This is a genomic window from Neisseriaceae bacterium, from assembly GCA_016864895.1.
Lineage (GTDB): Bacteria > Pseudomonadota > Gammaproteobacteria > Burkholderiales > Neisseriaceae > QFNR01.
Genome location: CP046107.1, coordinates 581,848 through 608,177, shown reverse-complemented (window position 1 = coordinate 608,177; position 26,330 = coordinate 581,848). Strand labels below are relative to the sequence as shown.

The 26,330-nt window shown below is 32.9% G+C and carries 21 protein-coding genes and 1 tRNA gene; 8 read left to right on the top strand and 14 right to left on the bottom strand.

The annotated features are described in order from the left end of the window. Position 1: 1 nt before the first annotated feature. The 6 genes from GKC53_02530 to GKC53_02505 form a co-directional block, all read right to left on the bottom strand. Positions 2 to 574 (bottom strand): hypothetical protein, encoded by a 573-nt coding sequence (locus GKC53_02530; GenBank protein QRN41024.1) that lies wholly within the window; start codon positions 572 to 574, stop codon positions 2 to 4. Between the two features lie 40 nt (positions 575 to 614). Next, positions 615 to 770, bottom strand: a complete 156-nt coding sequence (gene rpmG / locus GKC53_02525; GenBank protein ID QRN41023.1) for a 50S ribosomal protein L33 — start codon at positions 768 to 770, stop codon at positions 615 to 617. Between the two features lie 15 nt (positions 771 to 785). Beyond that, positions 786 to 1,019, bottom strand: coding sequence for a 50S ribosomal protein L28 (gene rpmB, locus GKC53_02520; GenBank protein QRN41022.1), 234 nt, complete (start codon positions 1,017 to 1,019; stop codon positions 786 to 788). Positions 1,020 to 1,191: 172 nt separating this feature from the next. After that, positions 1,192 to 2,685, bottom strand: a complete 1,494-nt coding sequence (locus GKC53_02515) for an efflux transporter outer membrane subunit (protein ID QRN41021.1) — start codon at positions 2,683 to 2,685, stop codon at positions 1,192 to 1,194. A gap of 10 nt (positions 2,686 to 2,695) precedes the next feature. Then, on the bottom strand, positions 2,696 to 5,890 hold the full coding sequence (locus GKC53_02510; protein QRN41020.1) for an efflux RND transporter permease subunit: 3,195 nt from the start codon (positions 5,888 to 5,890) through the stop codon (positions 2,696 to 2,698). Between the two features lie 90 nt (positions 5,891 to 5,980). Then, positions 5,981 to 7,165, bottom strand: coding sequence for an efflux RND transporter periplasmic adaptor subunit (locus GKC53_02505; protein QRN41019.1), 1,185 nt, complete (start codon positions 7,163 to 7,165; stop codon positions 5,981 to 5,983). Between the two features lie 1,060 nt (positions 7,166 to 8,225). On the opposite strand from GKC53_02505, the gene GKC53_02500 reads away from it, so the two are divergent. Both GKC53_02500 and GKC53_02495 read left to right on the top strand, forming a co-directional pair. Further along, positions 8,226 to 9,323, top strand: coding sequence for a carboxynorspermidine decarboxylase (locus GKC53_02500; protein QRN41821.1), 1,098 nt, complete (start codon positions 8,226 to 8,228; stop codon positions 9,321 to 9,323). A gap of 26 nt (positions 9,324 to 9,349) precedes the next feature. Then, the gene (locus GKC53_02495) at positions 9,350 to 10,627 is read left to right on the top strand and encodes a saccharopine dehydrogenase (GenBank protein QRN41820.1); all 1,278 of its coding nucleotides are present in this window, start codon (positions 9,350 to 9,352) and stop codon (positions 10,625 to 10,627) included. Here the strand turns inward: GKC53_02495 and GKC53_02490 are convergent. The 3 genes from GKC53_02490 to rluD form a co-directional block, all read right to left on the bottom strand. Further along, on the bottom strand, positions 10,621 to 11,610 hold the full coding sequence (locus GKC53_02490) for a calcium/sodium antiporter (GenBank protein QRN41018.1): 990 nt from the start codon (positions 11,608 to 11,610) through the stop codon (positions 10,621 to 10,623). The two genes, GKC53_02495 and GKC53_02490, sit on opposite strands and share 7 nt — an antisense overlap. Before the next feature lie 19 nt (positions 11,611 to 11,629). Beyond that, positions 11,630 to 13,036, bottom strand: a complete 1,407-nt coding sequence (locus tag GKC53_02485; protein ID QRN41017.1) for a threonine synthase — start codon at positions 13,034 to 13,036, stop codon at positions 11,630 to 11,632. Between the two features lie 185 nt (positions 13,037 to 13,221). Next, on the bottom strand, positions 13,222 to 14,247 hold the full coding sequence (gene rluD, locus GKC53_02480) for a 23S rRNA pseudouridine(1911/1915/1917) synthase RluD (GenBank protein ID QRN41016.1): 1,026 nt from the start codon (positions 14,245 to 14,247) through the stop codon (positions 13,222 to 13,224). Here rluD and bamD point away from each other — a divergent pair. Further along, positions 14,246 to 15,127 (top strand): outer membrane protein assembly factor BamD, encoded by an 882-nt coding sequence (gene bamD, locus GKC53_02475; GenBank protein QRN41015.1) that lies wholly within the window; start codon positions 14,246 to 14,248, stop codon positions 15,125 to 15,127. The genes rluD and bamD overlap by 2 nt on opposite strands. A gap of 56 nt (positions 15,128 to 15,183) precedes the next feature. On the opposite strand, the gene greB is transcribed toward bamD, so the two are convergent. Both greB and uvrB read right to left on the bottom strand, forming a co-directional pair. Further along, a complete protein-coding gene (gene greB, locus GKC53_02470; protein ID QRN41014.1) occupies positions 15,184 to 15,681 on the bottom strand; it encodes a transcription elongation factor GreB in 498 nt (165 codons plus the stop codon). Positions 15,682 to 15,684: 3 nt separating this feature from the next. Then, positions 15,685 to 17,685 (bottom strand): excinuclease ABC subunit UvrB, encoded by a 2,001-nt coding sequence (gene uvrB / locus GKC53_02465; protein ID QRN41013.1) that lies wholly within the window; start codon positions 17,683 to 17,685, stop codon positions 15,685 to 15,687. 220 nt (positions 17,686 to 17,905) lie between these two features. Here uvrB and GKC53_02460 point away from each other — a divergent pair, with 220 nt between their 5' ends. From GKC53_02460 to speG, 3 genes are all read left to right on the top strand, one after another. After that, positions 17,906 to 18,478: a biliverdin-producing heme oxygenase gene (locus GKC53_02460; GenBank protein ID QRN41819.1), complete on the top strand. Its 573-nt coding sequence runs from the start codon at positions 17,906 to 17,908 to the stop codon at positions 18,476 to 18,478. 93 nt (positions 18,479 to 18,571) lie between these two features. Next, complete coding sequence (locus GKC53_02455) at positions 18,572 to 18,967, top strand: hypothetical protein (GenBank protein QRN41012.1); 396 nt, start codon at positions 18,572 to 18,574, stop codon at positions 18,965 to 18,967. Positions 18,968 to 19,438: 471 nt separating this feature from the next. Beyond that, on the top strand, positions 19,439 to 19,999 hold the full coding sequence (speG, locus tag GKC53_02450; GenBank protein QRN41011.1) for a spermidine N1-acetyltransferase: 561 nt from the start codon (positions 19,439 to 19,441) through the stop codon (positions 19,997 to 19,999). 100 nt (positions 20,000 to 20,099) lie between these two features. On the opposite strand, the gene GKC53_02445 is transcribed toward speG, so the two are convergent. After that, complete coding sequence (locus tag GKC53_02445; GenBank protein ID QRN41010.1) at positions 20,100 to 20,969, bottom strand: DUF3298 domain-containing protein; 870 nt, start codon at positions 20,967 to 20,969, stop codon at positions 20,100 to 20,102. Between the two features lie 393 nt (positions 20,970 to 21,362). On the opposite strand from GKC53_02445, the gene GKC53_02440 reads away from it, so the two are divergent. Then, the gene (locus GKC53_02440) at positions 21,363 to 23,318 is read left to right on the top strand and encodes a M3 family peptidase (protein QRN41818.1); all 1,956 of its coding nucleotides are present in this window, start codon (positions 21,363 to 21,365) and stop codon (positions 23,316 to 23,318) included. After that, on the top strand, positions 23,287 to 23,934 hold the full coding sequence (locus GKC53_02435; protein QRN41009.1) for an isochorismatase family protein: 648 nt from the start codon (positions 23,287 to 23,289) through the stop codon (positions 23,932 to 23,934). Before GKC53_02440 ends, GKC53_02435 begins: the two co-directional genes overlap by 32 nt. A 301-nt stretch (positions 23,935 to 24,235) precedes the next feature. On the opposite strand, the gene GKC53_02430 is transcribed toward GKC53_02435, so the two are convergent. Next, positions 24,236 to 24,311 (bottom strand) — tRNA-Lys (locus GKC53_02430). 359 nt (positions 24,312 to 24,670) lie between these two features. After that, positions 24,671 to 26,041 (bottom strand): cation:dicarboxylase symporter family transporter, encoded by a 1,371-nt coding sequence (locus GKC53_02425; GenBank protein QRN41008.1) that lies wholly within the window; start codon positions 26,039 to 26,041, stop codon positions 24,671 to 24,673. Between the last annotated feature and the right edge of the window lie 289 nt (positions 26,042 to 26,330).

The window sequence follows — 26,330 nt, the reverse complement described above, 5'->3', positions numbered from 1 at the left end:
GTTATAAAGCTTCCAAATACTCGCAGTCTTTTTGTTTACCTGCATCACAAGAATTACGTAATATTTGTTTAGCTTCGTTGATTATTTTGCAAGCATCAGCAGTCTTATCATTTTCACATTGGTTTTTAACTGTTTTTAAGTTTTTAAAGATATTATCACTTAATTCCTTCAGACTATTGCATGCCCCCTCATTTTTCAAATCACATGCTTTAATTAGTGAGCTTACTGCAAGTTTATAGGACTGAAGTGCTAAGTCACTATTTTGGGCTTTAACAGCTGCATCATTTAGTTGAATAAAAATAACTGCAGAATCAACACATGATTGTGCATTGTTAGCTTCACACTCTTTAACTAGGTTTTCAGTTAATTTCTTACATGCCCCTTCATTTTTTTTGGCACAGTTTTCAGCTAGTTTTTTATTTTCTGGTGATAGAGCAGGGGACTTACTACTATCAGCAGCGGTGGTAGTAGCATTTTTTTGATTGTTTTTTGTATCAGATTTATTAGTGTCACACGCAACTAATGTAAGGCCTACCACTCCAACAAAAAACCACTTAACAAATTGCGATTTCATTATATTTCCTTTATATTAACAACAAGTTGATTCGATAAAGTTACTTTATTTTTGTTTCTTTGTAAACAACATGTTTACGAGCAATTGGGTCAAATTTTTTAATTTCAAACTTACCAGTCATCGTCTTTTTATTTTTGGTGGTTGTATAAAAATGCCCCGTACCAGCTGATGATTCCAATTTTATTTTATCACGCATATTGATTCCTTTTTCTTATAATTTGCCACGATTGCGTAAATCTTTTAGAACAGCATCAATGCCAACTTTGTCAATCATTCTTAAGCCAACATTAGAAACTCTTAGATGAACCCATCGATTTTCGCTATCAGACCAGAACCTACGATTCTGTAAGTTTGGTAAAAAACGTCGTTTAGTTTTGTTATGAGCATGAGAAACATGATTCCCAGTCATCGGACGTTTACCAGTTATTACACATACCTTAGCCATTTTGTTACTCCCAAAACTTGTCTCTATAAAAATACAAATAATACAATCAAATTTAATATATCAATTTTTAATTACCTAAAGTCAATCCGTCATTCTAACACGATTTGTAATAAAAATTCAATATTCATATCAATAATCAAGATATAAAATTATATGCTTTATTTTGATTGTTTTATTTTGATTCAGTACCTCCCTCATTGACTTCTTTAGCTTTAGTTTTATTGTGTTTAGGTTGGGAATTATAGTGGTTAATACCACCTCCTAAAGTAGTATATAAATCAACCTGATTAAATAATTTAGTTTGTTGTGTATTTAAAAAATTATTTTGACTATCAATGAATCGATTTTCAGCATCTAACATTTCATTTCTATCAGTAATACCTTGATTAAATCTTAAGCGAGTTAGATCTCTGGCTTTTTGATTGTTGAGCATAATTTTCTTACTTAACTCATATTGAGATTGTAGTTTTTCAGAAATATTGATTGCTGTGGTTACTTCAAAAAATGCTTGTTGAATAGCCTGATTATAGTTAAGTATCATTTCTTCCTTAGCTATTTTTGATAATTTAAGATTAGTAACATTGGGGAATATATTAAAGAGAGGGATAGTTATATTAGGCCCTGCAGTCCATTGCATTGCACTTATATTAAATAATTTATCGAGGTGAGTAGAGCTAGTACCAATACTGCCTGTTAAAGTAATTCTTGGAAAGAATGCTGCTCTTGCCATACCTATTTGTGCATTAGCTTGCTTTAAGCGTTCTTCAGCACTTCTAATATCCGGACGGTAAAGCATCACCTCAGAAGGGATGTCTTTAGGAAAACTAGTATAAGAAAATTGCTTATCTAAAGGACTTCTTGTCGGTAAATTACTAGGGATAGCTTGCCCAATTAAAATTGCTAATTCATTCACACTCATTGTATATTGTTCTTTTACATTTAAATAGTTCGATTGAGCAGAGTCAAGTGCATTTTGATGACGGAGTAATTCTAGTGTAGAAATAATACCCGCTTTATGTCTTAGTTCTTGTATTCTATATAACTCTTTTTGATATTCAAGCGATTGTTGTACATTACTCAAAACTGTTTCATTAATACGCATTGTGAAATATTTCTTAGCAATAGAAGAAATAATTGCAATATCAGAATTTAATTTATCATAGTATGTTGCTTTAAGTTGATGTTGAGAAGCTTGACCTTGGTCAAATTTACGGTATACATCCAATTCAAAGTTAGTCACCCCCAGCCCTGAATTGTATTGTTGTGCAATGATTTTCTTGGAACTATTATCAATAAAACCTGTTCTTCTTTTATCAATGCCTTGGAATTGCAAATTAGGAATCAGATTATAAATATCTAATCCATACTGGGCATTGGCTCTTTTTAAATTAAGTATGGCCTTTTGAACTTCATAATTATTTTTTAGACCAATTTCAATTAGAGCTTTTAATTGAGGATCAGCAAAGTAATTTGCCCAACCAATCTGGTAGGCTCTGAGTTGAATGTCAGAACCTAACATTGGTGGGGGGAGGGGGATATTACTCTGTATTTGTGGTTTTTGGTACTTTGGTGCCAGACTACATGCATTTAGAAGTAAACTTAGAGTAATTATGTGTAGAGAAACTTTTACAGGATTTTTGAAATAAGGCATATTTTTGATAGTCATAAAACTCTTTCTAATTTATAACATTTGTAATTTGTTTATTATTATTAAATTTATCATCTTGATTTTTTCGTACAAGAACATAAAATACTGGTACAAAATAAGTAGATAAAAAAGTCCCAATTAGCATACCAAAGAAAACCAATGATCCGATTTCCCTTTGTGCACCAGAACTGGCTCCATAAGACAGCATAAGAGGAATAACCCCAGCAATAAAAGCAAATGAAGTCATGATGATTGGACGAAATCTTAATTTTGTAGCCTCAATAGCAGCATCAATAGTTGTTCTTCCTTCTTTGTATAAATTCTTAGCAAATTCGATAATTAGAATTGCATTTTTAGCGGATAAACCCATAATGGTGATTATACCAATTTTAAAGTAAATATCATTAGGTAGTCCTTTTAGATAAGCCGCTGCAATTATGCCGAACACACCTAGAGGAATAACTAGGATAACAGCTAAAGGTAAGGACCAACTTTCGTATAAGGCAGCTAGACACAAAAACACAGCAATAATAGAAAGTAAATAAAGGAGAGTAGACTCATGACCTGCTTTCTTTTCATCTGAAGCGATACCTGTCCATTCATAACCAAATCCCTTCGGTAATGATAGTGATGCAATTTGTTCCATAGCTTTAATAGCTGTTCCACTGCCATTAACTGGACTAAATTTTAAAGATAATGACTTGAAACCATTATAACGATTTATATCAGCTGCCTCAGATACCCATTCATAAGTTGCAAAAGTAGATAGAGGAATTTGCTTACCATACTGATTCGGGATAGTTAGATTCATGGTATCTTCTGCATTTTTGCGTGCATTAGCATCAGCTTGTACGATAACACGTTGCATTTTACCTTTATGTGGAAAGTCATTAATATATAAAGAACCTAAATAGGTAGCTAATGCATGTTGTACTGATTGCAGTTGTACCTTATTGGCCATCATTAAATCTTTATCAATATTAATTCTCATCACTGTATGTTTCCCTTTGCCACCAGGTTGTGGTGATACAATTTTATTAGCAAAGTAAGGTGACATCATTACACCCATAATGGTTAGTCTGGCTTTCTCAAGTGCATCATAACCTAGATTAGCTCTATCCTGAATAATGATTTCCAATTGGTTACTCATACCCAATTCAGGAATAGGGGGTGGATTAACGATAAAGCTTAATGCTGACTTATCTTGAGCCAGTATCATTTGGTACTTTTGAGCTAAGCTAAAAGAACTTTGAGATTTTTTTGGTCTTTCACTCCAGTTTTTTAATGTCACAAAACCTAAACCATAATTCTCGCCCTGCCCCATAAAGCTAAAGCCTGATATTGCAGTAAATCGTTCTACCTCTTCTTGATTTAGCATGTAATCTGTATATTTTTTCATAACAGTTTCTGTGTCTTTAATACTAGATTTATTATCTAGTTGAGTCATCAAAATCAATACATTTTGATCTTCATTAGGTAGGAATCCAGAAGGTAGGAAGTAAAAGCCAATACCAACTATGACTATAATCAAGACATATAGCAGAGTTATGATGCCTCTCATTTTAGTTGTAATGGTAGTAACAGAACTCATATAACGATCAGATAACCAAGAAAACCCTTTTGCAAAAATGTTCAAACCTTTTTCAAAAATCAGAATTATGTGGTTAAGTATATTTTCTTTTTGATTAGGGGGTAGTAAGTTAGGATCTTTATTATCTTTAAGGGGTTTTAGAATTGTTGCACATAAGGCAGGTGTTAAAGTCAAAGCCATAAAGCCAGATACGGCGATAGAAACAGTCATTACAACCGAAAATTGTTTATAAATATTACCAGTCGCACCTTGGAATAAAGACATAGGTAAAAACACAGAAATAAGAATTAAAGTAATACCAACAATAGCACCTGAAATCTGTTGCATTGCTTTGATAGTAGCTTCTTTAGGAGGTAATCCTTCTTTTTTCATAATCCGTTCTACATTTTCAACTACTATGATAGCATCATCAACAACAATTCCAATAACGAGAACTATTGCAAACATAGTTAATATGTTGATTGACATTCCTAAAGCAAGCAGAGCTGTATTAGCAGCAAGAACTGAAATAGGTATAACAATCATAGGGATAATAGTATATCTAATACCATGTAAGAATAATATCATTACAACTGCTACTAGGATGAAGGCTTCAATTAATGTTTTTTGAACTTTGCTAATGGAAGCTTTCACAAAAGTAGAAGTATCGTAAGGAGTATTGTACTCAACTCCGTTAGGAAAAGAGGGTTTTAATTCTTGTAACTTTGCATCAATAGCATCTGAAGTTGTAATAGCATTGCCATCAGATGTCTTTTCAATCATTATTCCAACATTATGCTTGCCATTTGAGGTGGAACTAAATACATAGCTACTGATCCCTAATTCAACTCGAGCGATGTCTTTTAAACGAGTTGTCTCATTGTTTTGTCCTTGTTTGATTACTATATTTTCAAAATCTTCTTTTGATTCTAAAATGGTAGGGACGCTGACACTAGCTACCGTTTTTTGTTCTACTAACATAGGTGAAGCCCCTAGAGAACCTGCAGTGACATAAATATTTTGACTTTGAATTGCTTGCTGTACTTGTACAGTAGAGACATCAAGTGCTTGCATTTTAACTGGATCTAACCAGATTCTCATTGCTCTTGGTGCTGCAAATAATTGTATATTTCCTACTCCGTCAATTCTAGATAGTTGGGGTACGATGATCCTAGATAACCAGTCACCTAAATCCTCATTGGTGAAGTTTGGGTTATTGTTAACCGAAAAAGAGAGCATTTTTAAGAAATTATTAGTACTTTTGCGTATCATAATGCCATTGTCACGAACACTACTTGGGATCTTTCTTTCAATAGATGCAATTCTGTTTTGTATTTGTACTTGGGCTATGTCAATATCCGTACCTGGTTTAAATACAGCTTTGACAGTTCCTGATCCCGTATCATCAGAAGTTGTTGTGGTATAATCCAGTCCCTCAATACTAATTAGCTCATTTTCAATTACATTAATGACATTTTCATCAATAGACTTTGCTGTAGCGCCAGGATAAATAATATTGATGGAAACAGCTGGGGAAGCAATGCTAGGATACTGCTCTCTAGGGATGGAGTAGTAAGAAACTATCCCCACAATGATAACGAATATTGCAACTACCCATGCGAAAATAGGTCGATTGATAAAAAACTTAGACATATTAAACCCTCTTTAAATAAATCATTATAAAATGGCTAATTTCATAATAGTCATCTTTAGGATTATTAATTTCGGTAATTTTTATTTTTGTTATGTTTTATTTTCTAATTCATTATCATCATCTGTGGGGGTATTTTCATCAGTTGGAGGATTAGCCTGTGTTTGTACTGCACTTGCTAGTTTGTATGTGACTTTTTTAGGTTGTAACATTAGTTTCATTTTGCCATCAATTAAAACTAACTCTCCATCTTTTAAACCATCAGTTGAATAAATGTAGTCTTTATTTTGGTTAATAATGTTAATCTGCCTTAGAGCATAAGTACCATCTTGATTAACAACGATGACAGCCCCACCAGAATCATTCAGATCCACTGCATTAACTGGGATGGCAAATACATTAGGGATAGAACCAACTTTAATTTGTACTTTTACAAATAAACCGGGTAGCAGTAGATTTTCTTGATTCTGAATCTCACCCTTGATGGTTATTTGTCCTGTATCCTCATTGATAGAAGTATCAGTGAATAAAATTCTTCCCTGTTTTGGGTAGAATGTGCCATCACTTAATATGATACTGAAAGGTAATCCTTCAATATCACTTTTTGCCTCTTGGGCATAATGTTTTAACTTCATATAGTCGTTTACTGACAGGTTTAAATCTATTTTTAGTGGATTTTCTTGTTGTATCACAGCCAATAGAGTAGGTTGTCCTTGTCCAACTAGAGCGCCCTCTGTTTCATAGGTTTTACCAATTCTTCCTGAAATAGGTGCTTTGATATGGGCATAATCTAAATTAATCCTTGCTGATTGCAAAGTTGCTTTAGCTGCTTGCATGTTCGTTCGTGCATTATCATACTCCGTTCTACTGACCGCACCGGATTGTAGCAATGGACTTATTTTGTTTAATTGACTGGTTGCTTGGGTATATTGAGCCTGTGCTTGAGCAACTTGAGCTCTAGCAGGCTTGTCATCTATAAGAAACAGAGGATCACCTTGTTTAACATATGACCCCTCTTGGAAATATATCTTCTTAAGAACACCAGGGATTCTTGCTCTAACTTCTGCTTTTCTGACAGGCTCAAGGCGTCCCGTTAAGGTATTGTTAATATCCATCGAACTTCGATTGACTTTGATGACGGTCACTTCGGGTGGAGGCATTTGTGCACCTGACTGAGATCCTTGACAGGCAACCATTGATGTAGCTACTGATAATAAGGCTAAGACATTGAACAAATATTTATTTTTATGTAGATGAGATATCATTCTTTCTTCCATAGTGACGACTCATAATGGCCAATTTAGATCCTAGTTAATCCATTTATTATTTGATTTTGGAATAACATGAATTATCCTAGCGTATGTGTATGTTAAAAATAGGTTAAATTTATTATAATTCTAGATATAACCTCAATTAAAGTAATGAGATAAATTGTTTTAAGAATTACTTATAAAGTATACTTTAAAGATACAAACAACAATTTTAGCGTTAAAGAGGATTGTGATTGATTGTCTTTTGTTTCTAATTCATTATTTTTTTTATATCCAGGTGGTTACTACATAATTGTTACTAATATTTTTAATTGTATCTTTTTTTAAACACCATATACAGGAAATTTATTTATTCTTTTAAATTCATATTCAATTAAAAAGCTGTTTGATGGAGTGTTAATACCAACTCTTTAGTAATAGTTTCTATTAATTTATGATTATTTTACAAGCACCAAGACACAGGTTAAATTAGGTAATTTGTCATATCAGAAGAAGTTTTTTAAGAAAAGGTACAGGTTTTTGAAAAATATGACTATTTTTATATGATTAGTTATATTAATTTTATCTTTGTGTATTGGTAGCACAATAAAATATCACCTTCAGCTCTAGCGTATTATAAAGTTGAATAGGAAAAAACTTATGTTAAAAAAACGAGTTTTAAAAAACATCAATATGGAAATTCCTCTTTTTTTTATCAAATAATTTCTTATTAAAGATTATGGCTATAGATATAACGTACGTATTTTAAGTCCTAGTCAACCAAAAGGTACGAATAAGCATAGATAGGAAACTGAGTTATTTTGGTTGAACTAAAAGCAGATTAACACACATGCCTTAGTAAAATACTGAGCAAAGTGAAATCCCTGGCTCATTTAAATTATCTATTGATCATTTGTATGTTATTTAATGTTAGGAAGAAAAATAACCTATCTTATTGATTGATATTTATAAAAGAAAAATCATACCATAAATAGTTTCAATTAGTTGATTACTGAATTTAAATTAGTATAATGAGTAGCCAAAAATTATTCTTACTCATTTTGTTTTTAGGGCTAAAAATATGCATATGATTAAAACACCTTATTATTTAATTGATAGAGCTAAACTAAAAAATAATATGGAAAGGATTTATCAGTTTAAGAAGTTGTCAGGTACTAAGATATTACTAGCTCTGAAATGTTTTGCAACTTGGAGTGTTTTTGATTTGATGACTCAATACCAAGATGGTACAACATCTTCATCTTTATATGAGGTCAAGCTTGGTAAACAAATGTTTGGTGGAGAAACCCATGCTTATAGCGTAGCTTTTAGTGATGATGAGATTGAAGAGGTACTCATTTATGCAGATAAAATTATTTTTAATAGTATTTCTCAACTTAACAGATTTAAGCACATGGCACAGAAAATACCTGTAGGTTTGAGAGTCAACCCAGGCGTTAGCAGTTCTGAATTTATTATTGCGGATCCATCCAGACCGAATAGTAGGTTGGGTGTTGTCGATAAAAATCAGTTATTGTCCGTCGTTTCTGAAATATCAGGATTAATGTTTCATTTTAATTGTGAAAATAATGATTTTTCTTTATTTGATAGTATGTTATCTCACATTGAGCAAAATTTTTTTGAGATTATTCATCAAATGGAATGGATTAGTTTTGGAGGGGGGATTGATTTTATGGCCAATCATTATCCTGTTGAAAAATTGGCCAAACGGTTATCAGATTTCTCTTCACATTATGATGTTGAAGTATTTTTAGAGCCTGGAGAAGCATCTGTCACAAATTGTGCTAGTCTAGAAACCACAGTTTTAGATATTGTGCACAATGGTATTGATATAGCAATTGTAGATGCCTCGATAGAGGCACATATGCTAGATTTGTTAATTTATCGACAATCAGCCAAAATTCTACCTAATAAGGGTGTTTATGATTATCAAGTATGTGGGAAATCTTGTTTAGCAGGTGACATTTTTGGAAATTTTAAATTTGAAAATCCCTTAAAAGTAGGGGATAGGATCTCTATCCTTGATGCAGGAGGGTACACCATGGTGAAGAAAAATTGGTTTAATGGAGTTAATATGCCGTCGATTGTACTGAAAGAACTAGATGGCAGTCTACGTGTAGTAAAAACATTTGATTACCAAGATTATAGAAATAGTTTGTCATAATACTAATTAGTAAGTAGGTTTGGATGATGAAGAAAAAAGATAGAAAGAGATTAAAATTAGAAAAAAAGAAAAATGTATTAATTGTTGGTGCAGGTGGTGTTGGGCACGTTGTTGCCCATAAATGTGCACAAAATAATGATATCTTAGGGCAAATTAGTATTGCTTCACGTCATATTGAAAAATGTTATGCTATTGCAGATAGCGTATCTAAAAAAAATAATTTTAAAATCCCGTCCAGTATTCATTGTTATGAAGTAGATGCTATGGATATTGATGAGTTGGCTAATTTGATCGAAGAGACTAAATCTAAAATAGTTATTAATGTTGGATCAGCTTTTATTAATTTATATGTTTTACAAGCATGTATTAAGACAGGTGCCTCTTATATTGATACTGCCATTCATGAAAATCCTAATCATGTATGTGAAACCCCTCCATGGTATGATAACTATGAATGGCAATGGAAAGAAGTTTGTCAAGAACAAAATGTGACTGCTATTTTAGGTTGTGGATTTGATCCCGGTGTTGTTAATGCCTATTCTGCATTAGCTGTGAATGAATACTTAGATGAAACAAACAGTTTGGACATTATAGATATCAATGCTGGTAAACATGGGCACTATTTTGCCACAAATTTTGACCCAGAAATCAATTTTAGAGAGTTCACAGGAACAGTCTGGACTTGGCAAAATAGTGAGTGGGTGAATAACAAAATGTTTGAGATTAAAAGAACAGATGATTTACCTATTGTGGGGAATCAAGATTCTTATTTAACAGGTCATGATGAGATTCATTCCATGTCTCAAACATTAGGTGTACCAAATATTCGATTTTGGATGGGCTTTAGTGCTCATTATATGAATGTATTTATGGTCTTGAAAAGTTTAGGTTTATTATCAGAACGGAAAATAAAAACTGCTGAAGGATTAGAAGTTGTTCCTTTGAAAGTAGTAAAGGCAGTTTTACCAGATCCAGCTTCTTTGGCAGTAAGCTATACAGGAAATACCCTGATTGGTGTTTTAGCCAAAGGACAAAAATATAGGCAGGATAAAGAGGTTTTCATCTACAATGTATGTAATCATGAACAAACGTATCAAGAGGTGGGGAGTCAAGCTATTTCCTATACTGCAGGGGTACCAGCGGTAGCAGCTGCCATTTTAATTGCAACTAAGGTTTGGAAAGTAGGCAAAATGGTAAATGTAGAGGAGCTAAATCCAAAACCCTTCATTAATTTGTTGAATAAAATGGGGTTGCCAAGTCGTATTCGTGATGAAGATAAAGATGTTGTACTGGAATTTCAGTGAGTTGTTAAATAGAACAAAGATATATTGTATAGAATGACAGCAATTAATAATAACAGACCTTCGATGCGGTTAATCATTCCGGGTGTTTTACTTCTTATGAGTGGAAAACTGAATATTAAGAGAATCAAGCTCAGTATTAACATCACAGGCATGTCTCTGGATAGAACTTCGGCATCAGCTTTAAACGGTTGATGAATAACACCAGCTACCCCAACGACAGTTAGTGTGTTGAATATATTTGAACCGATAATGTTGCCAAGTGCTAAGCTATTTTCCCCTTTTCTTGCAGCGACAATGGATGAAGCTAATTCTGGTAGTGAGGTACCAATAGCAACAATGGTTAGACCAATAATTAACTCGCTAATGTTAAAGTATTGAGCTATTTCTACGGCATTTTGTAATAATAAATTCGAGCTAGAGATTAAGATAATGAGTCCTATGATAGAGAAGCTAATACTCTTTACTAGGCTCATTGAAGTTTTTTCAATTTCAGACTCTTCCTCATTTAAGATAGGTGCTTTTTTACTGTACAAATCTTGCCACATCATCCCAATTATTGCGAGTAAGAAGATAACAAGCAGGATGATAGAGTCAGTTCTGGATATACTTAAATCCCATAATAGATAGATACTTAGCAAGGTAATTAAGATAAGAATAGGAAATTCACGTTTCAGGGTGTTTGTTTGTACAATAATGGGGTTAATAATGGCAGTAATCCCTAAAATTAGTCCGATATTAAAAATATTTGAACCATAAGCATTTCCTAAAGCAATTTTAGGATTTGCTTTTAGTGCAGAAGTGGCAGAGACAATTAATTCTGGCAAAGAAGTGCCAAAACCAATGATAACAATACCAATTAACAGTCTTGGAGCTCCTAATTTATTCGCAATACTTATTGCTCCCTTAATAAATAAATCAGCACTCCATAGTAAGAGAAAAATGCCAACTATGATAAAAACACCAGGTAATATTAAAGTGCTCATAAAAATGATTCCCCTAAATTCAAAGTTGGGATTGAATAAATTCTTTGACCTTGCTACTGTCATTTGGAAGTATTTTAATTTTTTGAGATTTTTCCTCTAATGCGTTCCATACAGTAGGTCTGGAAACAATAAATTCATTACCAAGAGCTTCTTTAATGGTAGATTCAAACTTAATTGGTAGAGCTGTTTCTAAACAAATTAACTTATTAATATTTGAGAATTTTTTAGCAACATAAATGCCGTCAGCAGTATGAGGATCAATTAAATCTTGTTCAGATTCATAAATATCACGTATAGTTTCTAAGCGGTTTTTGTGAGTGCTTGAGCCAGTAAAAAAGCCAAATTTATTTCTAACATCATCAAGCAAAGTACTTAAATCAATTTGACCCGATGTTTCTAATTGTTGCCATAAAGAATTTAATTTGTCTGCATCTCTATTAACCAAATCAAAAATAAAACGTTCTAGATTAGAAGCTTTGGCAATATCCATAGAAGGGCTAGAGGTTATGTAAACCTGATTGGCTTTTCTTGGTTGATAAACGCCAGTTGAAAAGAATTCTTCCAATACATTATTTTCATTGGTAGCTACAATTAGTTTTTCAATAGGCAAGCCCATTGATTTTGCAATATGTCCCGCACAAACATCACCAAAATTTCCAGAAGGAACACAAAAAGAAACATACTCTTGATTGTTATTAGTCACTTCAAAATAAGCTTTAAAATAATACACAATTTGAGCAAGAATCCTTCCCCAGTTGATAGAATTGACTGTTCCAATGTGATATGTTTGCTTAAACTCCAAATCATTTTGTATTTCTTTAACGATGTCTTGGCAGTCATCGAATAGGCCTTCGATAGCTATGTTGTAGATATTTTTATCCATTAAAGAATACATTTGAGCTCTTTGAAAATCACTCATTTTCCCATGTGGAGAAAGCATAAACACATTCACATTAGATTTACCTTTCATAGCGTATTCGGCAGCACTACCTGTATCTCCGCTGGTTGCCCCTAAAATGTTTAGTATAGTATTTTGCTTATTGAGTATATATTCAAAAATATTCCCTAAAAATTGCATAGCAATATCTTTGAAGGCAAGAGTCGGGCCATTGGATAAACCTAGGATATATAAACCATTACTCAATTTTCTAACTGGAGTGATTTTTTCAGTTTGGAAATTTTGTTTATTATAAGTGTGATTGAGAATAGATTTTAAATCATCATCGGGTATGTCTGATACGTATTGTTGCATAATAGCAAACGCAAGGTCGGAATAAGATAAAGACCGAAAATGATTAAGTGTTTTTGAATCAATATATGGATATGACTCGGGTACCATTAAACCACCATCAGAAGCAAGTCCCATTAATAAAACTTCACTAAAACTTTTTTTTGCTTCTTTGCCTCTGGTGCTTATGTATTCCATTACTTAACCTTTAAATCAAAATTAAAAAATAAAAGTTCAGAGATTTTACAATAGATTGAATTTTTATTATAGAGATGATTATCTATCATTATGATGTATTTTTACTACAATATCACTTAATTTTAGTTTTATCCAATAATAAATATTTCAATTTCATTTTCCTCTAGCTTTTATTTTAATAGTTTCTATTTGTCAGGCAGTAAACTTATTTCATAGTCTGTTCTCATTGCCGCTAATAACTGTTGCATATCATTGGGTAGCTTTGTTTTAAAGGTGATATTTTTTTGAGTGCGAGGATGAATAAAACTTAATTGGTATGCATGTAATGCTTGGCGGTGTAGGTTTATAATTTGTTCTTTAATAGTTGGACTGGCAGGTAATAGAATATTACCGTAAGTAGGGTCACCAACTAATGGGTGTTTTGCTTCTTTCATATGTACTCTAATTTGATGAGTGCGGCCTGTTTCTAAAGAACATTCAATGTAAGAGTGATGTTCAAATCTCTCCAGAACTTTTACATGTGTAATTGCTTCTTTCCCACCAAATGGAACTACTGCCATCTTTGTTCGTTGGTGAGGATGTCGTCCTATGAGTGTTTCTATTTTCCCATCATAAGGTACAATGCCATTGACAATAGCACGATAGATTCGTTTCACTTGTCTGGTTTGTAATTGCTTAACTAAGTTTGTTTGGGTAATAATGTTTTTAGCCACTACCATAAGACCTGTGGTATCTTTGTCTAGTCGATGAACAATACCAGCTCTTGGGATGTGAGATAGTTTAGGGTCATGAAATAGAAGACCATTTAATAAAGTGCCAGACCAGTTGCCTGCGGCGGGATGAACAACCAAATTGGTAGGTTTATCAATCACAATAAGATCTTCATCTTCAAAAACTATATCAAAATCAACCTTTTCTGCTCTAAAGTAAGATGTTTCTTGATCTTCTTGACAAAAAATTTTAACTTTTTCTCCCCCTATTAGTTTATGTTTTGATATACTTGGGGAATTGTTGACTGTGATTATGCCCTTTTTTATCCAAGAAGATAGTTTGGATCTGGAGTATTGGGGTAGTAATTGGGCAAGAGCGATATCTATTCGTTCTCCGGCAAATTGGTTAGGGATGGTTAGGTTAAGAATATTTGTATAATGCAATGAATCAGCATCGATTTCGTTGTCATCCGATATATTTTGGGAAGGTAATTTATTCATGAAAAAAGTACTTTTAGGGGTTGTTTTAATGGCCTTATTGGCTTCTTGTGCCAGCACAGAAAAAGTAGATAAAGATGCTCAACTTACTAACGGCTGGTCTGTAGAACAATTATACACGGAAGCCAACGATGAGTTAACTAGTAAAAATTATGTTAGGGCAATTAAGTTATATGATATTTTAATTGGGCGTTACCCTTACGGACGTTTTGCAGAGCAGGCAATGTTGGATAAAGCCTATGCTTATTATAGATATGAAGAAAAAGAACTGGCTTTGGCAACTATTGCTGAGTTTCAGAAATTATACCCAAAGCATCCTCGTATGGATTATGTATTGTATCTCAAAGGGTTAGCTGAATTTGATCAGAAAAATGAGTCTTTTTTAGATCGTTTATCAGACCAGAATTGGGCAGAAAGAGATCCAAAATCTGCTAAAAAGTCTTACCAAGTGTTCCAGGAATTGGTTACTCAGTTTCCTGATAGTCAGTATGTATTTGATGCTAAACAAAGAATGCACGATTTAGTGGAGGCAATGGGTGGTCATGAGATAGCTGTTGCAAGGTACTATTATAAAATGGGGGCTTTTGTCGCAGCTGCCAATCGTGCTCAGACTGTTCTAAATGATTATAAAAACACGTCACATATTGAAGAGGCATTGGCCATTATGATGTCTTGTTATCAGAGATTAGATCAAGAAAACTTAGCTTCTGATTCACGTCGCTTGTTAGAACTAAATTATCCTGAAAGTGCCTTTTTGGTAAAAGGTCAATGGTTTGATAGAAATTTAAAAAACCCATGGCAAATAACCAAAGATGCTTTTAGTAGAGCAACTGAGATGTTTAAAATAGACAATCATGAGCAACAGGTTCAAGATCAAATATAAAAGATCTCGTGGATTTTTGTGGTTAAAGAGCGCAGATAATGTTTTGCGCTCTTTGGTTATTCTATTTTTATATATTGAACATTTTTGATAGTAATATATTCTTCTTTTTCTGGTGTAGTCAGCTTAACTTTATCTCCTGAAAAATTTCCAATTAAGGCCTTTGCTAGCGGAGAAATCCAAGATATTTTTCCTTTCTGTAAATCTATCTCATCTGTTCCTACGATAGATATCGTCTGAATGGAATCATCTTCTCTTCTGATGGTAACAGTGGCACTGAAAAATACTTGTTCAGTCTTTTCTCTCAATTCTGGATCGATCACTTCAGCTATTTCCAACCTTTTGGTTAGATATCTAATACGCTTATCAATTTCGCGTAGACGTCTTTTGCTGTATATATAGTCACCATTTTCACTCCTATCCCCATTACTTGCTGCCCAATTGATAATTTCTACTATTTTAGGACGTTCATGGTGAACAATATGATATAACTCATTTTTTAAATATTTCCAACCTGTTGGTGTCATGTAGTTCTTATTAGCTTTTAAAGTAGTCATATTTTATTCAACCATAAAAAATAAATTTTCTCTGATGGCATTCATTTGATCCCTGATTAAAGCAGCTTCTTCAAATTGTAGATTTTTTGCTTTGGCCAACATTTCTTTTTCAAGTCTTTCAATTTCCTTAATCATATCTACTGATTGAGAAATTGGTTTGGTTTTGTTTTTTTTCTCATCATGATAATAAACACCATCGATAATATCCTTAATTTCCTTTTTAATTTGTTGAGGAACAATACCATTGATTTCATTGTATTTAATTTGCTTTTCACGACGTCTATTGGTTTCATTGATAGTTAATTTTATTGATTCAGTTATCTTATCGGCATATAAAATTGCTACCCCATGTTCATTTCTTGCAGCTCGGCCAATAGTTTGGATTAAACTTTTGTGACTTCTCAAAAAACCTTCTTTGTCAGCATCCAATACTGCTACTAAGGACACCTCTGGTATATCTAGTCCTTCTCTTAGGAGGTTGATTCCAACCAGCACATCAATTTCTCCAAGTCTAAGACTACGAATGATTTCCACACGTTCTATTGTATCAATGTCACTGTGCAAATATCGGACTTTTATGCCTAGTTCATTGTAATAATCGGTAATTTGTTCGGCCATGCGTTTGGTTAAAGTAGTTACTAAAACTCTTTCATTTTTTTGTACCCGTTGATTGATTTCACTTAGTAGGTCATCAACTTGTGAGTTAACAGGGCGAACAATGATTTGAGGATCGATTAAACCTGTCGGTCTTACTACTTGTTCTACTATTTGACTAGCATGTTCTTCTTCATATTTGGCAGGAGTCGCCGAAACAAATATTGTTTGAGGCATTAATTGTTCAAATTCATCAAATTTTAAGGGTCGATTATCACAAGCGGAGGGTAATCTGAAGCCATAGTCAACTAAATTTTGTTTACGAGCCGCATCACCTTTGTACATACTACTAATTTGTGGAATAGTGACATGGCTTTCGTCAATAAACATTATAGTGTCTGGATGTAAATAATTCAGCAGTGTAGGAGGAGGTTCACCTGCTTGTTTTCCAGTTAGATGTCTAGAGTAATTTTCAATACCTTTGCAAAAGCCCATTTCATAAAGCATTTCCAAATCAAATTTAGTTCTTTGTTCTATTCTTTGTGCTTCAACAATTTTATGTTTTTTATGAAAGAATTCGACCCTTTCTTTCAATTCAGATTTTATACGGTTACATGCTCTTAAAATGGTATTTCTGGGAGTGACATAATGACTAGATGGGAAAATCGAGTAACGACCAATTCTTTGTTTGATTGCACCTGTCAAAGGATCAAAAGTTACTATTTTTTCTATTTCATCATCAAACATAAACACACGTACTGCAGTTTCAGAATTTTCAGCAGGGTATATATCGATAATATCACCTCTGACTCTAAAGTTACCCCGTTTAAAATCAATATCACCACGTTGATATTGCATCATAATTAGTTGTGAAATAATTTCTTTTTGAGATATTTTTAGGTTATCTTTCAGAAACAACATCATTTGTGAATATTCTTTTGGGTCACCAATCCCATAAATAGCAGAAACTGTAGCAACAATAATAACATCATTTCTTTGAATCAGATTTTTAGTAGCAGATAAACGCATCTGTTCGATGTGTTCATTAATACTTGAATCTTTTTCAATAAATAAATCTCGAGAAGGAACATAGGCTTCTGGTTGATAGTAGTCATAGTAAGAAACGAAATATTCCACTGCATTTTCTGGGAAGAACTCTCTCATTTCAGAGTATAGTTGTGCTGCTAGCGTTTTATTATGTGCAAGAATGATCGCGGGTCTTCCCGTTTTTGCAATGACATTGGCCATGGTGTAGGTTTTTCCTGAGCCTGTGACACCAAGTAACGTTTGAGATGTTAACCCATTTTTTAAGCCAGATATTAAATTTTGAATAGCACTTGGTTGATCACCAGAGGGTGAAAATTTTTGATGTAGTTTAAAAGGGCTATGGGGCACTTGAATAATTTCCATAAATGATTTGTCAAAAAAATGACTCCTATCTTTAAAATTGAAAGATCATTCTAAACAAATAATCTATGTAATTCTATAGATTTTGATCAATTTCATAATAGTCAATATAGAGGTGACTGAGTATTTTTTATTTAAAGTAATTTATTGTGATTAGTATTAATAACAATTATAATACCGCTAATATTAATGATGGAGAGTTGTAATGTCTGAATACGGCAATATGTCTGAAACTAGTGCGTTGGCAGAAATATTAAGAGAGCAAACTAGAATAGAACATGAAAAAGTAGATAATCTGGTTAATAGTTTAGAGCCTTTTTTGAATAAGGAAAACTATGGGAAATTTCTACAATTACAAGAGATTTTTCATAGAATTGTTGATGATATTTATTTTGATCCAGAGTTGAATGAAAAAATACCTAATTTGAAAGAGTTGGCTCGATATAAAAAAGTTCAGGAAGATATGCAAGATTTAGGTATTGATAAATTTGATATTGATTCTTTACCTGAACCTAAATCAGTTGAAGCCATTGGTTGGTTGTATTGTGCAGAGGGTTCTAATTTAGGTGCTGCTTTTTTACTAAAAGGTGCTAAAAATATAGGAATGAGCGAAACGTATGGTGCAAGGCATTTGTCACCACACCCAGAGGGTAGGGGAAAACATTGGAGGGAGTTTGTTCGATTATTTAATACAGTTACTGATGATAATGAGGTTTATCAGCAGGTAGTAAAAGGTGCCAAAAATGCTTTTGAGTACTATGCACAGTTAGCAAAAGAAGTGTTTTCAAAAAAATAGCTTTAGTGATAACTAGTCACAGTGAGTATTTTCTTTATTGAAATGATCCCAACTGAATTTTAATCTTAAGATGTAGGGATATTGAAGTAGAAAATGAAAAATTTTGTATTGATAATGGTGACATTTTTATTTGCCTGTTCTGAAAAAGTGTCTGTTGATGAATGGACTGAGTTACAGAATGTTCTAAATGAGGCAGACATAATGACAGTTGGAATACTTCCTCAAAAAAATAGAGATGAAGCAATTAAAATTATTTCTGATATCCTTGTTAAACTACATGCATTGACTATTGAAGATGAGGATTTTAAGTATTTACAAAATATGAAAATACAATATTATCAAACTGTTTTTCAATTATTAACGAGCCAACAAGGTACCGAGCAATATTGGCAATTAGAGCAAAAGTTATTACAGTTATCACAAGAGAATTATCAATTAGAACAGAGAATTAAACAAGGATATAAGCCTAAGTCATATTCAACATTGTGATAATTGTAATTGTTGCATAATGTTTTAGCAGCTTTCTTGGTTGTCAGTGCCTTGTTTCTTAGGGTCAGAGCTTATTTCAATGATAACCCATTTCCAATGAGGTTTGGAAGGTGGGTTAAGTTTAAATGAAGCTACAGAGTAGTGTGAGAAGTTCACAACATTACGAAATAGCTCATATAATTTCGGTTTTTTTTCTGAAAAATATTTGTTGATTAAAAAATTTAGATTAAAGTTCAGACATTGGTGCGAATAAATAGCTAGACAAAATAATGTAGGAGTGTTGTATACTCTGGCTTCCTTGTATCCATATTTCGAGAGAGACTGCGCTATATCTCGGTTAAGAAAGTACGTGATTGAGCTTGTCAGGTAGCATGTTTAAAATTAAATTCAATATATGGTATCCATTTTGAGAGTATCCAATTTAAAGTTTATCGTCTATAATCATTAAGTTATTATGACTAGGAGATATACATGTCGGATGAGCATAGTTCAAGTCAAGTAGTTTTAAGATCATTAGAACGAGTTGACTTACCATACGTGCATAAATTAGATAATAACCAAAGTGTTATGAGATATTGGTTTGAAGAGCCTTATGCGGCTTATGTTGAATTAGAAGAATTATACGATAAACATATTCATGATCAATCTGAAAGACGGTTTATACTGGAACACAATGATCAGAAAATTGGCTTAGTAGAATTAATGGAGATTGACTATATTCATCGTTCTGCGGAATTTGCGTTGATTATTGCTCCTGAACATCAAGGCAAAGGTTATGCCAAAGAGGCTGTCTATTTAATTTCAGACTTCGCCTTTTCAGTTTTAAACTTACACAAATTATACTTAGTGGTGGATGAAGAGAATAAAAAAGCTATGTATATTTATGAAAATGCAGGCTTTATTAAAGAAGGCCGACTGGTTGATGAGTATTTTAGTAATGGCAGTTACCATACTGTTATTCGTATGGCTATGTTCCAAGAAGATTTTTTTAGAAGGCAGAAAATGAAAACCACTCAGAAAAATATTTCTTAAGTGATTTTCAAGAAACAACCAAAGTATAGGAGAGATTGTGTCTTAGCTGTTTCTCTATATATTGGTTGTTTATTTTAAAAATCAATTATTTATCACTATTTTATTGATTTTTCCTGTCTTTACTGTGGTTAGAATCATTAAAAATCATGTCCAGATATTTAGGTTGGATGATATCTTTTAGTTTTTCTTTTGGAATGGCAATATCAATTACGCCATAAGAATAAGGTGCAGCTTCATAGGGAGAGTAGGTGAAGAGTAAATTATTGTTATCAAAACCCCAATTCTTATTTAATTTAATATCCCAACTGGACATTAATTCTTTAACGTCTTGTTCTGACGCATCTCCTATTGATAATAGCGTTTGCAATATAGCGTCTTGCTGCAATTGCCACAGCTTATCTTGCCCATTGGGTAAGAACATATTGTCTAAAAGAATATCATTATAAGACTTAGGATCAATAACTAGATTGTGCACAGAAGTATTAGGGTGGATACCTCCTGTGTATGCAGTATATTCGTGTTTAAAAAAAGCAAAGTTGGCATTATTGTTAACTAATTGAAAATCATCACTACTTTGTTCAGTATAAAGACCAGTTCCAGTATCTTTTTGCTGAAAAGTTAATTCCTTTAGTTGATTTTTGATATAGTCAGTTAGTGCAGTTTTTAAATCTTTATCTAGTTTGTTTTCGCTTCCTGTAATAGTTTGGTAAACATAATTATTTAACCCCACATTTTTAAAACTATCAGTTCGAATAATGATTTCATCACAATATTTTTCTTTATCAATAGATTGGCATCTTTGGCCATTTAATTTTAATGTTATTGGCTGAGCTTTTTGAATTTTATTTGGATAAGTAGTTTGCTCATTTATGGGTAGATTATCAGTATTATTCACATCTGAATCTTTAGGTTGACAAGCTAATAACATCAAATACATCAAACTAATAGTAAGCAAATGTTGTTTTTGCATAAGTTCAATTTCCTTTTTAAGCTAAATTAACTAAAATACATCCATTCTATATCTTTAAGGATTATTTAGCTAGTAGAAAAAAAATTTTATAAATTAATGAGATAGTTTTTTAGAAAACGGGTTGATTCAATTAGAGTTAACTTCATTTATCACTGATTAAAATCAATAATAGATTTGTAAAATTTTTTATAAGAAGGGTTATACAGTAATAAGAAACAGATAAATAAATTGATTTCATTACATAAGGAATTGTGAGGAAGTATATTACAATGTAGTTATGTAATTATTTAAGGAGAGAAAAAATTGTCGAACGATGTGTTGTTAAATTTAAATGAAGTTCCAAAATTTGATGAGCTACAGTCAAGTGAAATAGAAAGTAATTTAAAAAAGCTAATGATGGAAGCTCGCCAGGAAATAACCAGAATTAAAAGTATTAATTCGGTTGATTGGGGAGATGTTATGGATCCTCTAACAGAAGCTTTGGAAAAAGTTGGTAGGGCATGGGGGGTAGTTACTCATATGAATTCTGTAAAGGATACGCAGAGTTGGCGAAATGAATACAATAAGATGATTCCGTTCGTTTCAAAATTTTATACCGAGGTATCACAGGATTTAGAATTATTTGAAATTTTTAAGAAAATTAAAAAAAATAATTTTGATAATCTTACCAATGAACAGCAAGCAAAGTTAAAACATGATTTAAGAGATTTTGAGTTATCAGGGGCTTGCCTACAGGTAGAAGAGAGAAATATGTTTGCGGAACTGAATTCGCAGTTATCCATGTTGGCTAGTCAGTTTAGTCAAAACGTTTTAGACTCAACAGAGTCTTTTAGCCTATATTTTGAAGAGGAAGCAGACTTAAAGGGAATTCCTAAAAGTGATCTAGATTTGTTTCAACGTACAGCTCAAGAGCATGGAAATAAGGGCTATCACATAAAACTTCAATTACCCTATTACTTGTCAGTAATGAAATTTGCTGAAAATAGAGAACTACGAAAGAAAATACATTATGCTTATTCAACAAGAGCAAGTGAATTATTTGATAAAGGTCAATGGGATAATACTGGAAATATTAATCAAATATTAGTTAAAAGTGAGCAACAAGCAAAATTATTAGATTATCCTGATTATGCCAGTATGTCTTTAGCGACTAAGATGGCTGATGATTCAGATCAGGTTATTGAATTTATTAGAGATATTGTCACTAAGGCCAAACCTGTGGCGATGTTGGAGATACAGGAATTAGAACAGTTTGCTAAGGATGATTTAGGTTTGGATGAATTATTACCTTGGGATATTGCTTTTGTAAGTGAAAAATTGAGAGAAAGGAAGTATGCTTTTTCAGAAGAAGAAGTTAAAAAGTATTTTGAATCCAATCAAGTTATTGAAGGGTTATTCAAATTAATTAATGAGTTATATGGTGTTTATTTTGAAGAAGAGAAACGACCAGTCTGGAATCCAGATGTAAAGTATTTTCGATTGTTAAAAAATGAGCAAGAAATAGGTAGTGTGTATATGGATCTGTATGCTCGTAGTGGTAAAAAAAGCGGTGCTTGGATGAATGATTATTGTGGAAGATGGAAAAAATCTAATCGAATTCAGTTACCGATTGCCTATTTAGTTTGTAATTTTACGCCTGCTCCAAAACAAGAAAAAAATTATCTGAATCATGAAGAAATTATTACTTTATTTCATGAGATGGGACATTGTTTGCACCATTTGCTAACACAAGTTGATGAATTGGGGGTGTCAGGTATTTCTGGAGTGGAGTGGGATGCTGTTGAATTGCCAAGTCAATTTATGGAAAACTTTGCTTGGGAGTTTGATGTATTGGAAGCTATGTCTCAACATCAAGAAACAGGAGAAACTTTACCTAGAAATTTGTTTGATAAAATGCGACAAGCGAAGAATTTTCAGGTAGGAATGTTTTTGTTAAGGCAGATGGAATTTGCTTTATTTGATATGCAAATTTATTCACAGAATAAACAACCGTGTAATTGGGATAACATCATGCAAGAGGTACGCAAAGAAATTTCTGTTGTACCACAGGCCGACTATAATCGTTTTGCTCAATCTTTTGAGCATGTTTTTGCAGGAGGGTACAGTGCAGGTTATTACAGCTATATTTGGGCACAAGTATTATCTGCAGATGTTTATTCAGCATTCCTAGAATCGGGTAATAGAGCAGAAACGGGCAGAAAATTTTGGCAAGAAATATTATCTAAAGGGGGAGCTAGGCCTGCAATGCAGTCATTCATCGCTTTTAGAGGTAGGAGACCAAAAGTGGATCCGCTCTTAGAACAGCTAGGTTTATTAGATGGAGGTTATTGTGACCATTGTTACCATTGATATAGATGTACAAAAAGGCTTTTCTTCCTTGTGTCCTAATGAATTACCTGTGGAAGATGCCTTATCAATTGTCACAGAATTAAATTATCAGGCAACCCTTTCTGATTTTCGAGTATTAACGAAAGATGCACATAGTTCTAATGCTGTATGGATTGTTAGCTCACCTGAAGAGATGTTACGACCTTTATCCTATAAAAATGCTAATTTGACTTGGGTATCGCATTGTTTGGTCGGGAGTGAAGGATTTGAAACCTTACCAGGGCTACCAATGTCTGATGAGTATGATTTTATCGTTTATAAGGGCTTAGAAAATGATATGCATCCTTATGGTGCTTGTTATCACGATTTGGATAAAAAAATTAGTACAGGTTTACTAGAGTGGTTAAGTGTTAAGGATGCAAATATTTTGTTGATAGGTGGGTTAGCTACAGATTATTGTGTGAAAAGTACAGTACTCCAATTATTAGAATACTCTAAGCAATGGAAGGTAATAGTTAATTTGGCTGCATGTAGGGGTATTACTAACAAGACGATTGAACTAGCAGTTGAACAAATGAGGCAATCTGGAGCAATTTTAGTAGAAAAAACTGAATCAATACGAGAGTTTCTAAAATAACAATTTTACACTATAAAAGGATAACGGGGTGATGGTTGGTGGGTATTTTGTTATATGAGAATGATATGGAAATTTAACATACTCACAACCTAAGTCTTGTCTGAATTTCTCATTGGTCATGGATAATAAAAAGATTTAGCCATTTATCTGGATAATGATCCAATCAATAAGTAATTTAAAATAAAGATATTACAAAACTCTCTGTTTAATGGTAGCATCTGGAGTTAAATCACTTTAACAGTAAGTTTTCTATTTTACGATTCTGGGTTACTTCTGTATAAATGAATCATTGTATTAATCTTGGTGGGCCGGCAGGGGCTCGAACCCTGGACCAATGGATTAAGAGTCCACTGCTCTACCAACTGAGCTACCAGCCCATGATTTCTTGGTGGGAATTATACCCGACTTTTATTTGCATAGATAGTTTTTTATCGTAAAAATTGATATCAATTGAGTTGTGACCTTTTTAAAATTGATGAATAGTCTGTAAGATTATATGTTGATAAATAGCATTTAAATGTTTTGTGATAGTTTTTAAATAGTTTTAATGTTACATTAGGCGAATGTTAGCTAAAGTCATGTCAGTTGATAATTGTTTCAATACTTGAAACAGTGTAGGTCATTTCCCAGCCATTACAAAGAATTTAACAAGCATATTACATTGTCATTGTAAATCTCCATTTTTTAGAGTTAGGGGGAATGATAAGTGTATACATAAAAATATCACTAGAAGTCGTCAAGCAGTATGATTGTCAAAAGTATCTTTTTGCCAGATATTGAGTATCTTCGAAGTAAGAGTACCGACAGTCATAATACCACTAACATTAAGAGCTGTTCTTCCCATATCAATTAATGGTTCTATTGATATTAGGAGTGCAACTATAGTAATGGGTAAATTGATGGTAGTTAAGACAATTAAAGCAGCAAATGTAGCACCACCACCAACACCCGCAACACCAATTGAGCTTAACATTGTAATAATAACTAGAGTTAGTAGCCACCAACCATCTAATGGATTGATGCCAACAGTAGGTGCTATCATAATCGCCAACATTGCAGGATAAATACCAGCACAACCATTTTGTCCAATGGTAGCGCCAAATGTGGATACAAAACTTGCAATTGATTGTGGCACACCTAGTTTTCGAGTTTGGGTTTCTATTTCTAAGGGAATGCAAGCGGCACTAGAACGGCTACTAAAGGCAAAAGCTAACACTGGATTTACTTTTTGAAAAAATCGGATAGGGGATATTTTTACTACAGCCAATAATAAGCCATGTATTAAAAACATACTTATAATGGCTAGGTAAGAGGCAACAATAAAACTACCTAGTTGATAAATATCATTTTTATTGGCTGTGACAACCATGGACGTCATTAAGGCCATTACACCGTAAGGTGTTAATTGTAGAATAAGCCGAACTAATTTCATGACCCATATTTGAACCAGATCAATGCAGTCAAATAAGAACTTTCCTTGTGTGGTATTGGTTTCCATAACTTTTAGGGCAGAAATTCCTAATAGAACAGCAAAAATAACAATACTAATAATGGAAGTAGGTCTTGCAGCCTCCATATCTAAGAAAGGATTTTGGGGTAATAAAGATAAAATCCATTCAGGAATAGATAGATCAATAATTTGATTGATATGGTTATTTTGCAGTGTAGCTAAACGACTACTTTCACGAACACCCTGTACCAAATTTTCAGCATTTAGATTAAATACCAGAGCGTAAAAAATGCCTACTACCGCAGCGATAGCAGTGGTCAATAAAAGTAAGCCAATGGAAATGAAAGCCATTTTCCCTAATGAGCCAACATCATATAGTTTCGTAATAGCAGAGAGAACAGAAATAAACACCAATGGTGTAACTACCATTCGTAATAGAGTAACATAACCTTTACCAACAATATCGAACCATTCTTGTGTTTTTTTTAAGTTAATACTTTCAAATACCAATGGACTAATTGCCTGTAGAACCAAACCAAAAACCAGTCCTATCACTAGACCTAGAAGTATTTTTCTAGATAGACTCCATTTTTCAGGTAAGAACCAATACATTAAAAAGAGCACAAGGTAAAAGACAATAATTAAAATATAATTCATAATCAGCCCAGTATAAATTTAATACTGTATTATTCTATCAGGAATTGATCAAAATATTTAATGCTTAAAAGTTTTAAACTACTGCCTTTATTGAATAACAGTTATAAAATTCAATGAATATTTGTCCAGTTATTTAAAATCGATGTAGTAATGACAAGTAGGAGAATAAGTAATTAGAGAGAGCTATCTATTGGCTGAGTCTGCACAATTCATCTCCTTTTGTTGTTTAAATGCTCTCTCTAATTAAAGCTAGGGGAGAACTATGTTAGCTCTAGTTTTGGGTACATCA

What these genes read in the sequence shown, in the direction of transcription:
- GKC53_02530 (QRN41024.1), bottom strand. Translation starts at nt 574, where the DNA reads ATGAAATCGCAATTTGTTAAGTGGTTTTTTGTTGGAGTGGTAGGCCTT.
- rpmG (QRN41023.1), bottom strand. Translation starts at nt 770, where the DNA reads ATGCGTGATAAAATAAAATTGGAATCATCAGCTGGTACGGGGCATTTT.
- rpmB (QRN41022.1), bottom strand. Translation starts at nt 1,019, where the DNA reads ATGGCTAAGGTATGTGTAATAACTGGTAAACGTCCGATGACTGGGAAT.
- GKC53_02515 (QRN41021.1), bottom strand. Translation starts at nt 2,685, where the DNA reads ATGACTATCAAAAATATGCCTTATTTCAAAAATCCTGTAAAAGTTTCT.
- GKC53_02510 (QRN41020.1), bottom strand. Translation starts at nt 5,890, where the DNA reads ATGTCTAAGTTTTTTATCAATCGACCTATTTTCGCATGGGTAGTTGCA.
- GKC53_02505 (QRN41019.1), bottom strand. Translation starts at nt 7,165, where the DNA reads ATGGAAGAAAGAATGATATCTCATCTACATAAAAATAAATATTTGTTC.
- GKC53_02500 (QRN41821.1), top strand. Translation starts at nt 8,226, where the DNA reads ATGATTAAAACACCTTATTATTTAATTGATAGAGCTAAACTAAAAAAT.
- GKC53_02495 (QRN41820.1), top strand. Translation starts at nt 9,350, where the DNA reads ATGAAGAAAAAAGATAGAAAGAGATTAAAATTAGAAAAAAAGAAAAAT.
- GKC53_02490 (QRN41018.1), bottom strand. Translation starts at nt 11,610, where the DNA reads ATGAGCACTTTAATATTACCTGGTGTTTTTATCATAGTTGGCATTTTT.
- GKC53_02485 (QRN41017.1), bottom strand. Translation starts at nt 13,036, where the DNA reads ATGGAATACATAAGCACCAGAGGCAAAGAAGCAAAAAAAAGTTTTAGT.
- bamD (QRN41015.1), top strand. Translation starts at nt 14,246, where the DNA reads ATGAAAAAAGTACTTTTAGGGGTTGTTTTAATGGCCTTATTGGCTTCT.
- rluD (QRN41016.1), bottom strand. Translation starts at nt 14,247, where the DNA reads ATGAATAAATTACCTTCCCAAAATATATCGGATGACAACGAAATCGAT.
- greB (QRN41014.1), bottom strand. Translation starts at nt 15,681, where the DNA reads ATGACTACTTTAAAAGCTAATAAGAACTACATGACACCAACAGGTTGG.
- uvrB (QRN41013.1), bottom strand. Translation starts at nt 17,685, where the DNA reads ATGGAAATTATTCAAGTGCCCCATAGCCCTTTTAAACTACATCAAAAA.
- GKC53_02460 (QRN41819.1), top strand. Translation starts at nt 17,906, where the DNA reads ATGTCTGAAACTAGTGCGTTGGCAGAAATATTAAGAGAGCAAACTAGA.
- GKC53_02455 (QRN41012.1), top strand. Translation starts at nt 18,572, where the DNA reads ATGAAAAATTTTGTATTGATAATGGTGACATTTTTATTTGCCTGTTCT.
- speG (QRN41011.1), top strand. Translation starts at nt 19,439, where the DNA reads ATGTCGGATGAGCATAGTTCAAGTCAAGTAGTTTTAAGATCATTAGAA.
- GKC53_02445 (QRN41010.1), bottom strand. Translation starts at nt 20,969, where the DNA reads ATGCAAAAACAACATTTGCTTACTATTAGTTTGATGTATTTGATGTTA.
- GKC53_02440 (QRN41818.1), top strand. Translation starts at nt 21,363, where the DNA reads ATGATGGAAGCTCGCCAGGAAATAACCAGAATTAAAAGTATTAATTCG.
- GKC53_02435 (QRN41009.1), top strand. Translation starts at nt 23,287, where the DNA reads ATGGAGGTTATTGTGACCATTGTTACCATTGATATAGATGTACAAAAA.
- GKC53_02425 (QRN41008.1), bottom strand. Translation starts at nt 26,041, where the DNA reads ATGAATTATATTTTAATTATTGTCTTTTACCTTGTGCTCTTTTTAATG.